This window comes from Streptomyces sp. NRRL WC-3626, from assembly GCF_000718785.1.
Classification (GTDB): domain Bacteria; phylum Actinomycetota; class Actinomycetes; order Streptomycetales; family Streptomycetaceae; genus Streptomyces; species Streptomyces edwardsiae.
Genome location: NZ_JOCA01000005.1, coordinates 278,906 through 292,170 on the forward strand (window position 1 = coordinate 278,906; position 13,265 = coordinate 292,170).

The window sequence follows — 13,265 nt, forward strand, 5'->3', positions numbered from 1 at the left end:
CGGGCATGGGGGAGTTGGAGGGCGGAGTGCGCTCAATTTGGTCCAGACCAATTCGGTTGTCAAGCCCCCGCGCGGCTCAGCTGTCGAAGCCCAGGCCCAGCCGGTCCATCGTCCGCAGCCACAGATTGCGCCGCCCGCCATGGGAGTCCGCCCTGGCCAGCGACCACTTGGTGAGGGCGATACCGGTCCAGGCGAAGGGCTCCGGCGGGAACGGCAGCGGCTTTCTGCGCACCATCTCCAGCTCCGTGCGCTCGGTCCGCTCACCCGCCAGCAGGTCCAGCATCACCTCCGCGCCGAAACGCGTCGCGCCCACGCCGAGTCCCGTGTAGCCCGCCGCGTACGCGACCCTTCCCGCGTGCGCCGTGCCGAAGAACGCCGAGAAGCGGGAGCAGGTGTCGATCGCACCGCCCCAGGCGTGGGTGAAGCGCACGCCCTCTAGCTGCGGGAAGCAGGTGAAGAAGTGCCCGGCGAGCTTGGCGTACGTCTCCGGCCGGTCGTCGTACTCGGCGCGCACCCGGCCGCCGTACGGATAGACCGCGTCGTAGCCGCCCCACAGGACGCGGTTGTCGGCGGACAGCCGGAAGTAGTGGAACTGGTTGGCGCTGTCCCCGAGCCCCTGCCGGTTCTTCCAGCCCACCGACGCCAGCTGGCCGGCGGTGAGCGGCTCGGTCATCAGGGCGTAGTCGTAGACCGGGACGGTGTAGGAGCGCACCCGCTTGACCAGGCTGGGGAAGACGTTGGTGCCGAGCGCCACCGCACGGGCGCGGATCCTCCCGTACGGAGTGCGTACGGCCATACCCGCGCCGTAGGCCCGCAGGGTGAGGGCGGGGGTGTGCTCGTACACGCGGACGCCCAGACCGAGACAGGCCCGCTTCAGTCCCCAGGCGAGCCGGGCCGGGTGGAGCATGGCCACGCCCCGGCGGTCGTACAGGCCCGCCCGGAAGGTGGGGGAGTTCACCTGCTCCCGCACGGCGTCGGCGTCCAGGTACTCGATGCCGTCGGCGAGGCCCTTGGCGCGGATCTCCTCGTACCAGGCCTCCAGTTGTCCGGCCTGGTAGGGCTCGGTGGCGACGTCGATTTCGCCGGTGCGTTCGAAGTCGCAGTCGATGGAGTGCCGGGCCACCGTCTCCTCGATGGCGTCGAGGTTGCGGGCGCCCAGCCGCTCCAGGGTGTGGATCTCGTCCGGCCAGCGGGCGAGCCCGTTGGGCAGGCCGTGGGTGAGGGAGGCGGCGCAGAAGCCGCCGTTGCGGCCGGAGGCGGCCCAGCCCACCTCGCGGCCCTCCACCAGGACGACGTCCCGCCCGGGGTCGCGTTCCTTGGCGGTCAGCGCGGCCCACAGTCCGCTGTAACCGCCGCCGACGACCAGCAGATCGCAGGTCTCGGCACCGGTGAGGGCAGGCTCGGGATCGGGCCTGCCGGGGTCGTCCAGCCAGTAGGCGGACGGCCGGGCCTCGGCAAGGGATTTCGTCCAACGGCTCATGGCGTCAGCGGCCATGATGTCAACTCCCTACGGTGCTTCACGCCTTCCGCCGGTTGCGGCGATTGCCGACAGCCATGGAAACCAGCACCAGCAGAACGGCGATCACGAACATGGCCGTACCGATCACATTGATCTGCACGGGGGTTCCGCGCTGTGCGGAGCCCCATACGAACATCGGGAACGTGACGGTCGAACCGGCGTTGAAATTGGTGATGATGAAATCGTCGAAGGAGAGCGCGAAGGCGAGCAGCGCGCCCGCCGCGATCCCGGGGGCGGCGATCGGCAGCGTGACCCGCAGGAACGTCTGGACCGGGCCGGCGTACAGATCCTGCGCCGCCTGCTCCAGCCTCGGGTCCATGGACATCACCCGTGCCTTCACGGCGACCACGACGAAGCTGAGGCAGAACATGATGTGGGCGATCAGAATCGTCCAGAAGCCCAGCTGGGCACCCATGTTGAGGAACAGGGTGAGCAGCGAGGCCGCCATGACGACCTCGGGCATCGCCATCGGCAGGAAGATCAGCGAGTTCACCGCGCCGCGCGCGCGGAAGCGGTAACGCACCAGCGCGAAGGCGATCATCGTGCCGAGGACGGTGGCGCCGAGCGTCGCCCACAGTGCGATCCGCAGGCTCAGCGTCAGCGAACCGCACAGTCCGGAGACCCCGCAGGGATCCCGCCACGCCTCGGTGGAGAACTCCTGCCACTCGTAGTTGAAGCGCCCCTTCGGATTGTTGAAGGAGAACACGGTGACGACGACGTTCGGCAGCAGGAGATAGGCCAGGGTGGCCAGCCCCGCGATCACCACGAGACGGCGCTTCAGCCAGTTGATGAAGGGCATTCAGACCAGATCCTCCGTCCCCGACTTACGGATGTAGAAGGTGACCATGAAGAGGATCGCGGCCATCAGGATGAACGAAAGGGCGGCGGCCGTCGGATAGTCGAGAATTCGCAGGAACTGCGACTGGATGACGTTGCCGACCATGCGGGTGTCGGTGGAGCCGAGCAGATCCGCGTTGACGTAGTCGCCGGTGGCCGGGATGAAGGTGAGCAGCGTCCCGGAGACCACGCCCGGCATCGACAGCGGGAAGGTGACCTTGCGGAAGGTGGTCGACGGCCTGGCGTACAGATCGTTCGCCGCCTCGTGCAGCCGCGGGTCGATGCGTTCCAGCGAGGTGTAGAGCGGCAGGATCATGAAGGGCAGGAAGTTGTACGTCAGACCGCACACCACCGCGAGCGGCGTGGCGAGCACCCGGTCACCCACGGTCCAGCCCAGCCACGCCGTGACGTCCAGGACGTGCAGCGTGTCCAGGGTGCCGACGACCCATCCGCCGTCGGCGAGGATCGTCTTCCAGGCGAGGGTGCGGATCAGGAAACTGGTGAAGAACGGCGCGATCACCAGGATCATGATCAGATTCCGCCAGCGTCCCGCGCGGAACGCGATCAGATACGCGAGCGGATAGCCGAGCAGCAGACACAGCACCGTCGCGGAGGCCGCGTAGAGCACCGAACGGACGAACTGCGGCCAGTACTCGGACAGCGCGTCCCCGTAGGCGGCGAAATGCCAGGTGACCCGGTAGCCCTCCTCCAGGGAGCCCGTCTGCACGGACGTGGAGGCCTGGTAGATCACCGGCAGCGCGAAGAACACCACCAGCCAGAGCAGACCGGGCAGCAGCAGCCAGTAAGGCGTCCATCGGCCCCGCCGGCGCGGCGGTTTCCCCTCCGGCGGGGCGGGCGCCGGGGGTGGCGCCTCGGTGACCGTCGTCATCGGGCGACCTCCTCCTCGACCGTCCCGACGCCCGCGGAGCCCACGGTCCCGGCAAGCAGGGACTGCCCGGCGTCGAGACCGAAGGTGTGCGCCGGATTCCAGTGCAGGACCACCTCGGCGCCGGGCACCAGCCGGACGTCGCGGTCGATGTTCTGGACGTAGACCTCGAAGCCGGCGCAGACCGGGCTGTCGACGACGAACTGCGTGGACACGCCGATGAAACTGGAGTCGGCTATCCGCCCCGTGATCCGGTTGCGGCCCCCGGGTATCTCGCCGGCGTCGTCGGCGTGCGTCAGGGAGATCTTCTCCGGGCGCACCCCGACCAGCACCCGGCCGCCGGTCGTCGTCGCCGCGCTGTTGCGGGCTTCGGGGAGCACCAGCTTGCCGCCGCCCGCCTTCAGTGTCAGCTCACCGCCGGACGCCGAGTCGACCTCGGCCTCGATGAGGTTCGAGGTGCCGAGGAAGTTCGCGACGAACGTGGTGCGCGGGTTCTCGTACAGGTCGGCGGGGGAGCCGAGCTGCTCGACCCGGCCCGCGTTCATCACGGCGACCGTGTCGGCCATGGTCATGGCCTCCTCCTGGTCGTGCGTGACATGCACGAACGTGATGCCGACCTCGGTCTGGATGCGTTTCAGCTCCAGCTGCATCTGACGCCGCAGCTTCAGGTCCAGGGCGCCCAGCGGCTCGTCGAGCAGCAGCACCTTCGGGTGGTTGATCAGCGCGCGGGCCACCGCCACCCGCTGCTGCTGGCCGCCGGAGAGCTGATGCGGCTTCTTACGGGCCTGCTCGCCCAGCTGGACCAGCTCCAGCATCTCCCCGACCTGCTTCTTCACACTCCTGATGCCGCGCCGGCGCAGACCGAAGGCGACGTTCTCGAAGATGTCGAGGTGCGGGAAGAGGGCGTAGGACTGGAAGACCGTGTTCACCGGCCGCTTGTACGGCGGCAGCGCGGTGACGTCCTGGTCGCCGAGGTGGACGGTGCCGGACGTGGGCTCCTCCAGGCCGGCGATCATGCGCAGGGTGGTGGTCTTGCCGCAGCCGGACGCGCCGAGCAGGGCGAAGAACGAGCCCTGCGGGACGGTCAGGTCCAGGGGGTGTACGGCGGTGAAGGAGCCGTACGTCTTGCCGATACCGGTGAGACGGACGTCCCCGCCGCGGCCGGCCGTGCTGGTGTCTTCGGTCGTCTTCATCTCGTCACGCCCCAGTGAGCTTCGCGAACTTCTCTTCGAATTCCGTCTCTTCCTCGGAGCTCAGCGAGCGGAAGGCACGGGACTTGGCCTGCATGGCCCGGTCGGGGAGGATCAGCGGGTTGTTCGCCGCGTCCTCGTCGATCTGCGCGAGATCGTCCTTCACCCCGTCGACGGGACAGACGAAGTTGATGTACGCGGCGAGCCGTGCGGCCGGCTTCGGCTCGAAGTAGTAGTCGATCAGCCGCTCGGCGTTCGTCTTGTGCCGGGCCTTGTTGGGGATCAGCATGTTGTCGCTGGACGTCATGTAGCCGCTGTCCGGGATCAGGAACTCGATGTCCGGGTTGTCCGCCTTGAGCTGGACGAGGTCGCCGGCCCAGGCGAGACAGGCGGCGAAGTCGCCCTTGGCGAGGTCGGAGGTGTAGTCGTTGCCGGTGAAGCGGCGGACCTGCCCCTTGTCGACGGCCTTCTGCAGTCGGGCGATCGCCGCGTCGTAGTCGTCCGCGGCGAACTTCGCCGGGTCCTTGTCCATGTCGAGCAGGGTCATGCCGACGGTGTCGCGCATCTCGGTGAGCAGACCGACCCGGCCCTTGAGCTTCGGATTGTCCAGCAGGTCGGAGAGGGTGCGTACCTCCACGCCGTCGAGCGCCTTCTTGTTGTAGCCGATGACCGTGGAGATGCCCTGCCACGGGTACGAGTAGGAGCGTCCCGGATCCCAGTCGGGGTTGCGGAACTGGGCCGACAGATGGGTGAAGGCGTTCGGCAGATGGGACGGGTCCAGTTTCTGGACCCAGCCGAGACGGATCAGACGGGCCGCCAGCCAGTCGGTGAGGACGATGATGTCGCGGCCGGTGTCCTGGCCCGCCGCCAGCTGCGGCTTGATCTTGCCGAAGAACTCGGTGTTGTCGTTGATGTCCTCGGTGTACTTGACCTTGACGCCCGTGCGCTGCGTGAACGCGTCCAGCGTGGGGTGCGCGCGCCCGCTGTCGTCGACGTCCATGTACTCGGTCCAGTTGGAGAAGCTGACGGTCTTCTCCTCCTTCGAGTGGTCCTCCGCGGAGACACCGCCCTGTGTGCTGCCGGCCGCGGGGATGCCGCAGCCGCTCAGCACACCGAGTCCGCCGGCCGCGAGCGCCCCGCCCGCGGAGGCGCGCAGCAGCGAACGGCGGGACAGGCCCGCCCTGCCGGTGCGCAAGCTGCGCCGCATGGCGGCGACCTGGGCCGGGGAGAGGCGGTCGGGCTCGTACTGCTCCATGCGCGTGGTGCCCTTTCGGGAGATGGCCGCGGGTCGGGCGGCCTGGCTGCTATCGGTCCCCGAAGACGGTGCGGTGCCAGTCCTTGCGGACCGCCGCGGTGTTGTCGAACATGACGTGCTTGAGCTGCGTGTACTCCTCGAACGAATAGGCGGACATGTCCTTCCCGAAGCCGGACGCCCGGTATCCGCCGTGCGGCATCTCACTGATGATCGGGATGTGGTCGTTGATCCACACGCACCCGGCCCTGATCTCGCGGGTGGCGCGGCCCGTCCGGTACACGTCCCTGCTCCACGCGGAGGCGGCGAGTCCGTACGGGGTGTCGTTGGCCAGCGCGATGCCCTCGTCGTCGGAGTCGAAGGGCAGCACGACCAGCACCGGACCGAAGATCTCGGACTGCACGACCTCGCTGTCCTGCGGTGCGCCGGCGATGAGGGTGGGGAGATAGTACGCGCCGCCCTCCAGTTCGCCCAGAGGCGTTTCGCCGCCGGTCACCACGCGTGCGTAGGCACGGGCCCGGTCGACGAAGCCGGCCACCCGGTCGCGCTGGGCGTGCGAGACGAGCGGGCCGAGGTCGGTGCCGGGGGCGAAGGGGTCGCCCAGCCGGACCGTCTCCATCAGGGCTGCGGTGCGCTCCACGAACGCGTCGTAGAGCGGACGCTGGATGTAGGCGCGGGTGGCGGCCGTACAGTCCTGTCCCGTGTTGATCAGCGCGCCCGCGACCGCGCCGTTGACGGCGGCGTCGAGGTCGGCGTCGTCGAAGACGAGGAAGGGTGCCTTGCCGCCGAGTTCCAGGTGGAGGCGTTTGACGGTGGTGGTGGCGATCTCGGCGACCCGCCTGCCGACGGCGGTGGAGCCGGTGAAGGAGGTCATGGCCACCTCGGGGTGGCCGACCAGGTGCTCGCCCGCCTCCCCGCCGGTGCCGGTGACGATGTTGATCACACCGTCCGGGATGCCGGCGTCGGTCGCGGCCTGCGCGAAGAGGAGTGAGGTCAGCGGGGTGAGCTCGGCGGGCTTGAGGACGACGGTGTTGCCCGCGGCGATCGCCGGGAGGATCTTCCAGGCGGCCATCTGGAGGGGATAGTTCCAGGGGGCGATGGAGCCGACGACGCCGATGGGCTCGCGACGGACGTAGGAGGTGTGGTCGCCGGAGTACTCGCCGGCCGCCTGGCCCTGGAGGTGGCGGGCGGCGCCGGCGAAGAAGGCGATGTTGTCGATGGTGCCGGGGACGTCGAACTCGCGGGTCAGTTTCAGCGGCTTGCCGCACTGGAGTGATTCCGTGCGGGCGAAGTCCTCCGCGCGGTCGGCGACGACTGCGGCGAAGCGGTGCAGGGTGTCCGAGCGTTCGGCGGGAGTGGCCGCGGCCCACGTGGTCAGCGCGTGGCGTGCGGCGGTGACGGCGGTGTCCACGTCCGCCGTGCCGGCGAGTTCGTAGGTGTACACGTCCTGGCCGGTGGCCGGGTTCACGACGGTGTGGGTACGGCCCGAGGTGCCCTTGGCCGGGCGGCCGGCGATGAACTGGGCTCCGTCCGGATGGTGCATGTCGCTCTCCTCCGTGCGCGAGGGGCGGCGTGGCGCCGGCTCGATTTGAGTGCCGATCCTGGCAGAGGGAGGGGAGTCCAACAAGGGATTCCGTTGTTGAATTTTGGTTACGCGACGGAATCTGTTGGTCGGGTCGGGGGCGGCGACGGAAATGGCCGGGCGGGGCGTCGGTGGTTGCTGGGAGACTCCGGCGCGGAGGAGACGACGGGTTTTCCGCCCCCGCCGCCCCTTCCCGTCCCGAACCGGGGGCGCTGCCCCCGGACCCCCGCTCCTCAAACGCCGGAGGGGCTGTTTCCAGCCCGTCCGGCGCTTGAGGACGAGGCCCGAAGGGCCGACAGGGGGTCTGGGGCGCATCCCCAGGGACGGGACGGGAAGGGGCGGCGGGGGCGGACCGAACGACACGGAGGCAGCGCACCCATGGACTCACACGCGACCCTGATCGAGGCGGTCCGGGCCGGCAAGAAGGTCAAGTACCTGCACTTCTGGGGCCACCGCCCCCTCCCCGACGGCCGCATCGGCCCCACCTGCCTCAGCCAGTGGTGGCCGTCCCCGTTCACCGTCGACGGCAAGCACTACGCGACCGCCGAACACTGGATGATGGCCGCGAAGGCCCGCCTCTTCGACGACCCGGAGGGCGAGCGCCGGGTCCTCGCCGCAGAACACCCCTCACAGGCGAAGAAGGCGGGACGCCAGGTACGCGGCTTCGACGAGACGACCTGGCGAAGCCAACGCCTCCCCATCGTCGTGGAAGGCAGCGTGCACAAGTTCACGGCCCACGAAGACCTGCGCGCGTTCCTCCTGAACACCGGCGACCGCGTCCTGGTCGAGGCCAGCCCGGTGGACCGGGTCTGGGGCATCGGGCTCGCGGCCGGCGACGAGGGCGCACTGGACCCGGAACGCTGGCGGGGCCCGAACCTGCTGGGGTTCGCGCTGATGGAGGCCCGCCGCAGGCTGCGCACCGGCTGAGCGGCACGTCGGGCCGGGAAGGCGGACCACGGACGGAACCCGAGGAGCCCGCCCGGGGATCAGCGCCCCGGGCCGGCGGCGACTCCTGCGACCCCGGCAGGGACCCGGCACGGATGTCCGCGATGCCGGGCCCCTGCCCAAGATGCCGGCCCTCCCCGGACCCTCAACCGGAGAAGCCGACCCGCGCCAGCCGCAGCGGCCCGCGCAGTCGGACCCGCACGTCGTGCACACCGCCGACGACGGCGAAGGACGCGCGGAGCGTGCTGTAGTCGTACGGGCCCGACGTGGGTGCCGAAGGTGACAGCGACGCGAGCACCGGCCCGTCACCCACCGAGACCTCGGCCGACCCCTCGCCGGACACCTCCACGGCGACCCCCGTCACCCCGTCACCGAAGTCGCAGCGGCGGAAGAGGAGTTCCCCCTCCTTCCCGGCCACGGCCGTGACCGCGTCGCCCGCCGACCTGTCCCGGTCGACGATCTCGACACCGCTCTGCTCGTCGAAGTCGGCCCCGTCCAGCCCGCGTTCGACCACCGCACGCGCTGCGGCGGGTTCACCGTCCAGCGTGAGCGTGACCCGCGACCGCACGTCCTCGCTGGACGCACCGGCCAGCAGCTCGTACGCCCCCGGCTCCACCCGCCACCGGCCCACCGCCACATCCCAGAACGCGAACGCGGACAGCGGCAGTACGAAGGACAGTTCCACCGTCTCCCCGGGCGCCGGCCCCACCCTCCGGTGCGCCAGCAGCTCACGGCGCGGACGCGGGACCGACGGGTCCACGGCACGGACGTACAGCTGGGGCACCTCGTCGGCGGGCACGTCCCCCGAGTTGGTGACGGTGAACGAGACCCGCACCGCGGAGTCGACGACAGAGGCCGTCAACTCCCCGTAGGAGAACGCCCCGTACGACAGTCCGTGTCCGAAGGGGAACAGCGGTGTCCCCTCGAAGTACAGATAGGTCTGCCGGCCGCCGATCACGTCGTAGTCCAGCAGGTCCGGCAGATCCGCGTCGTCGGCGTACCAGGTCTGCGGCAGCCGCCCGGCGGGGGAGACGTCACCGGCGAGGACCCGGGCCAGCGCGGTGCCGGCCGCCTGGCCGCCGTGCGCGGTCCACAGCATCGCGGGGAGGTCCGCCGGGTCGACCGCGTACGGGTAGGCGGAGGTCAGCACCAGCACCGTGCGCGGGTTGGCGGCGCGGGCCGCACGCAGCAGCCGCTCCTGCTGGGCGGGCAGCCGCAGTGTCGTCCGGTCCTCGGTCTCGCGGCCGTTGATGTGCGGATCGTTGCCCGCGACCACCACGACCACGTCGGCGCGGGCCGCCGCACGGGTGACCGCGTCCTCTCCGCGCTCGGCGACGATCAGCTCGAAGATCTCCGGATCGTCGTCGGCAACCTTCACGCCGTCGGCGGCGACCCGCACATGGCGTCCTGTCCCCACATGCCTGAGGAGGTGACCGTCCCCGTGCGGTTCCAGCCGGAACGTCTCCTGCACGACCCAGCCGCCCGGCTGGTCGGCGGAGGCGCGGACGTAGCCGTCCTCGGCGACCGAGAGATAGCGGCCGTCGGGCGCGCGCAGGGTGAGCACGCCCTCGCCCCAGTCGGCCAGGGCGAGTTCGCTGCCGGCCGCCCCGGCGGTCAGCGGTGGCAGGTCGGTGCGGCCCGCGAGCAGCGCCGGGTCGAGCGCGCCCTCGGCGCCGCGGGCCGGCTCGGGGGCCTCGGGCGCCGGCGGGACATGCAGGAACGTGCCCGCGGAGGTCTTCAGGAGCACCCGGTCCACGCCCTCGGCGAACTCCACACGGTCGGCGCCGAAACGCTCGTAGAGCCCCTCCAGCGGGGTGGAGCGGTGGATGAGGCTGCCGCTGTACCAGTCGAGCTTGCACTCGTCGGCCAGCAGTCCGACGACCGCGATCCGGGTGTCAGGGGCGAGCGGCAGCAGGTCCTCGTTGCGCAGCAGGACGATCGCCTGCTCGGCGGCCTCCTGGGCGAGCGCCCGGTGCTCCGGGGTGTCGAAGGGCTGCTTTCCCGCGTACGGATCGGCGCCCGGATCGAACTCGCCGAGCCGGAACCGCACGGAGAGCTGACGGCGTACGGCCGTGTCGAGGTCGGCCTCCGTCAGCAGTCCCCGCTCCAGCGCGCCCCGCACACGTCCGATGACAGTCGAGCTGTCGGTGCCGTGATCGGTGAAGCTGTCGACGCCGGCCCGCAGGGCCGCCGCCGTGGCCTCCTCGTGGGTGTCGAAGTAGTGCTCGGAGTCGACCAGGTTGGACGGCGCCCCGGCGTCCGAGCAGACCAGCAGGTCCTCTTCGGTCCAGGTGCGCAACTGTTCCCGCAAATACGGGGACACGTGGTTGGGACGCCCGTTGACCAGGTTGTACGCCGGCATCACCCCGGCCACCGTGCCCGCCTCCACGGTGTCGCGGAAGGCCCGCAGGTCGTATTCGTGCAGCACGCGCGGACGGACGGAGCTGGACGTGGTGTCGCGCTCCGTCTCGTTGTTGTGCGCCAGCCAGTGCTTCAGCACAGGGGCCGTGCGCCAGTAGAGCGGGTGGTCGCCGCGCAGGCCGTGGGTGTAGGCGGTGGCGATCGCCGAAGTCAGCCTCGGATCCTCCGAGTACCCCTCCTCGTTGCGGCCCCACAGCGGGTGGCGCAGCAGATTGACCACCGGCGCCCAGACGTTGAGGCCGACGCGCTCGTCTTGGACCCGCATCGCACGGGCCTCGCGGGACACCGCCTCGCCCACCCGGCGCACCAGCTCCTCGTTCCAGGTGGCGCCCAGACCGACGGCCTGCGGGAACACGGTCGCCGGACCCATCCAGGCGACCCCGTGCAGGGCCTCCTGGCCGGTGCGGAACGCGGCGACGCCCAGCCGCTGGACGGCCGGCCCGAACTGGTGCAGAAATCCGATCTTCTCGTCGAGGGTGAGCCGCGACAGAAGGTCGTCGATGCGCTTCGCGAACGGCAGACCCGTATCGCGGAAAGGCGGCGTGGGCGGCGTGGTTGCGGTCACGTGGTGTTCCCCTCGGGATGGAGCGACGAGGCGCTTTCGAAGCGCTTCGATGCTCATTCGAGGCGGGGGCGGGTGTCAAGGGATTCGAGAGCAACAGATCGGACGCCTCGCGTGCGATCACCCTGTGGTATGTCCGCGTCGCGATCACGCATACATCCGAGGAATCTTGGATCTGACCCTTGTGTGCCCCTGGGTGTTCACTTAACCTCGCACCACATCGAAGCGCTTCGACTGCGAGGCCCGCCTTTCCGGCGCACCTTCCGCCGAACGACCGCTTCGGCTCAGCCAGTTCCACTGAAGACACCGCAGCCGACGGCCACCGCCGGGTGTCCTGGTGCGCCATGAAGGGTTGACGCAATGACGCCGAACGCCGCCTCCACGTCCTCCGGGCCGAGCCGGAGAAGCTTCCTCGCCTCCTCGGCGGTCGCCACCGCAGCGGTGGCGGGGGGAATGCCGCTGCTCGCCGCGTGCGGCGGGTCCGACGGAGGCTCGCGGGACGGCACCACGTCGGGCAAGGACGCCAAGAAGATCCTCCCCGCGTACGTGGCGAGCAACGTGGTCACGCCCGACATCCCGAGCAAGAACGGTTCGGCGGTCGGTTTCACCGGCAGGCTCGCCCTGGCGGACCTGAAGACGTCGGTGCCGAAGAAGCTCGGCAAGGGCGGCGAGGTCACGGTCATGTCGCCGTTCTGGGGCTCCCCGCCCAAGGACGACAACGCCTACTACACCTCGATGAACGACCTCATCGGCGTCGACGTGGTCTGGCAGAACCAGGACGGCAACACCTACGACCAGAAGCTCGGCGCGGTCCTCGCCTCCAGCGAGGTGCCCGACGTGGTGGTCGTGCCCGGCTGGAACATGACGGGCAAGATACCCAGCGCCATCATCGGCAAGTTCGCCGACCTCGGCCCGTATCTGTCCGGTGACGCCGTCAAGGAGTACCCGAACCTCGCGGCCATCCCCACGGACGCCTGGCAGCGCTCCATCTTCGGCGGCAAGCTGCGGGGCCTGCCCATGCCGTCCTCGTACGTCACCGGCATCGTGCCGCTCTACCGCCAGGACATCTTCGAGAAGGAGGGCTACGAAGTCCCCCGCTCCTGCGACGAATTCCTGGCGCTGGCCAAGGACGCCACCAACGCCAAGGCCAAGCGCTGGGCCTGCCTGGACATGAAGTGGACCGCCTTCAACGCCTTCGGCGTGCTCTCCGGCAACGAGAAGTCCCTCGGCTGGAACGAGGTCGACGGCAAGCTCGTCTACCGCATCGAGACCGAGGAGTACCTCGAGGCCCTGGAGTGGACGCGCAAGCTGTTCGCCGCCGGCGTGGTGCACCCCGACGCCAGGCTCGGCAAGAGCAACGCCGCCGACCCCGGACCCAAGTTCGCCGCCGGTGAGTTCCTCATCTACAACCAGGACTCCTCCCAGTGGTGGAGCCGCACCGCCGAGCAGGCCACCCAGAACCCCGAGTTCAGGATCTGGGGGATGGACATCTTCGGCCACGACGGCGGCGACCCCGCCCTGTGGGCGCAGAACCCGGCCAGCATCTTCGCCTTCGTCAACAAGAAGGCCCCCGAGTCCGTGATCCGCGACGTGCTGGCCGTCGCCAACGTCACCGCGGCGCCGTACGGCACCAAGGAGTACATGGCCACCAACTACGGTGTGGAGGGCACCCATTACACCGTCAAGGACGGCGTGCCCACCAAGACCGACCAGGGCAACATCGACGTGATGAACGCCTATGTGATGGTCGCGAGCCCCGCCGCCACCATCGCCCACCCCGACTTCCCCGACGTCGCCAAGGGCCAGGTGGAGTGGCAGCAGCGGATGGGCGCCTTCACGAAGAAGCCGTCCTTCTACGGCATGCAGATCACCGAACCCGCCCGCTGGACCAACCTCTCCAACGACTTCGAGCAGTTGGAGGACGACGTCGTCCGCGGCCGCAAGAAGGTCGGCGACGTGCAGCAGGCCGTCTCCGACTGGAAGAGCAAGGGCGGCGACAAACTCCGGGACTGGTACCGGAAGATCCTCGACGAGAACGGCTCGGCGGCCGGCTGACCAGGTACCGAGGCAA

The 13,265-nt window shown here is 69.8% G+C and carries 9 protein-coding genes; 2 read left to right on the forward strand and 7 right to left on the reverse strand.

Translation table 11 applies throughout. The features are described from left to right. Positions 1 to 76 precede the first annotated feature (76 nt). Genes IF28_RS0110320 through IF28_RS0110345 form a run of 6 tightly spaced genes read right to left on the reverse strand, consistent with a single transcriptional unit; the run spans position 77 to position 7,227 of the window. Entirely contained in the window at positions 77 to 1,495 is a 1,419-nt protein-coding gene (locus IF28_RS0110320) for an NAD(P)/FAD-dependent oxidoreductase (RefSeq protein ID WP_030216720.1), read from the reverse strand. 22 nt (positions 1,496 to 1,517) lie between these two features. Continuing rightward, the gene (locus tag IF28_RS0110325) at positions 1,518 to 2,318 is read right to left on the reverse strand and encodes an ABC transporter permease (RefSeq protein ID WP_030216722.1); all 801 of its coding nucleotides are present in this window, start codon (positions 2,316 to 2,318) and stop codon (positions 1,518 to 1,520) included. Beyond that, entirely contained in the window at positions 2,319 to 3,245 is a 927-nt protein-coding gene (locus IF28_RS0110330) for an ABC transporter permease (RefSeq protein WP_030216725.1), read from the reverse strand. Then, entirely contained in the window at positions 3,242 to 4,435 is a 1,194-nt protein-coding gene (locus IF28_RS0110335; RefSeq protein WP_030216733.1) for an ABC transporter ATP-binding protein, read from the reverse strand. Before IF28_RS0110335 ends, IF28_RS0110330 begins: the two co-directional genes overlap by 4 nt. 4 nt (positions 4,436 to 4,439) lie before the next feature. After that, positions 4,440 to 5,687 carry a polyamine ABC transporter substrate-binding protein gene (locus IF28_RS0110340; protein ID WP_030216735.1) on the reverse strand — a complete coding sequence of 416 codons (1,248 nt, stop codon included), beginning with the start codon at positions 5,685 to 5,687 and terminating at the stop codon, positions 4,440 to 4,442. A 49-nt stretch (positions 5,688 to 5,736) separates the two neighbouring features. Then, positions 5,737 to 7,227: a gamma-aminobutyraldehyde dehydrogenase gene (locus tag IF28_RS0110345; protein WP_030216738.1), complete on the reverse strand. Its 1,491-nt coding sequence runs from the start codon at positions 7,225 to 7,227 to the stop codon at positions 5,737 to 5,739. A 417-nt stretch (positions 7,228 to 7,644) separates the two neighbouring features. Between IF28_RS0110345 and IF28_RS0110350 the strand changes: the two genes are divergently transcribed. After that, on the forward strand, positions 7,645 to 8,193 hold the full coding sequence (locus tag IF28_RS0110350) for an NADAR family protein (protein ID WP_037892939.1): 549 nt from the start codon (positions 7,645 to 7,647) through the stop codon (positions 8,191 to 8,193). A 163-nt stretch (positions 8,194 to 8,356) separates the two neighbouring features. Here IF28_RS0110350 and IF28_RS0110355 read toward each other — a convergent pair whose 3' ends face one another. Further along, entirely contained in the window at positions 8,357 to 11,197 is a 2,841-nt protein-coding gene (locus IF28_RS0110355; protein ID WP_030216749.1) for a glycoside hydrolase family 3 C-terminal domain-containing protein, read from the reverse strand. Between the two features lie 357 nt (positions 11,198 to 11,554). Here IF28_RS0110355 and IF28_RS0110360 point away from each other — a divergent pair, with 357 nt between their 5' ends. Further along, the gene (locus IF28_RS0110360; RefSeq protein ID WP_030216750.1) at positions 11,555 to 13,249 is read left to right on the forward strand and encodes an extracellular solute-binding protein; all 1,695 of its coding nucleotides are present in this window, start codon (positions 11,555 to 11,557) and stop codon (positions 13,247 to 13,249) included. The last annotated feature ends 16 nt before the right edge of the window (positions 13,250 to 13,265 follow it).

What these genes read in the sequence shown, in the direction of transcription:
- IF28_RS0110320 (WP_030216720.1), bottom strand. Translation starts at nt 1,495, where the DNA reads ATGGCCGCTGACGCCATGAGCCGTTGGACGAAATCCCTTGCCGAGGCC.
- IF28_RS0110325 (WP_030216722.1), bottom strand. Translation starts at nt 2,318, where the DNA reads ATGCCCTTCATCAACTGGCTGAAGCGCCGTCTCGTGGTGATCGCGGGG.
- IF28_RS0110330 (WP_030216725.1), bottom strand. Translation starts at nt 3,245, where the DNA reads ATGACGACGGTCACCGAGGCGCCACCCCCGGCGCCCGCCCCGCCGGAG.
- IF28_RS0110335 (WP_030216733.1), bottom strand. Translation starts at nt 4,435, where the DNA reads ATGAAGACGACCGAAGACACCAGCACGGCCGGCCGCGGCGGGGACGTC.
- IF28_RS0110340 (WP_030216735.1), bottom strand. Translation starts at nt 5,687, where the DNA reads ATGGAGCAGTACGAGCCCGACCGCCTCTCCCCGGCCCAGGTCGCCGCC.
- IF28_RS0110345 (WP_030216738.1), bottom strand. Translation starts at nt 7,227, where the DNA reads ATGCACCATCCGGACGGAGCCCAGTTCATCGCCGGCCGCCCGGCCAAG.
- IF28_RS0110350 (WP_037892939.1), top strand. Translation starts at nt 7,645, where the DNA reads ATGGACTCACACGCGACCCTGATCGAGGCGGTCCGGGCCGGCAAGAAG.
- IF28_RS0110360 (WP_030216750.1), top strand. Translation starts at nt 11,555, where the DNA reads ATGACGCCGAACGCCGCCTCCACGTCCTCCGGGCCGAGCCGGAGAAGC.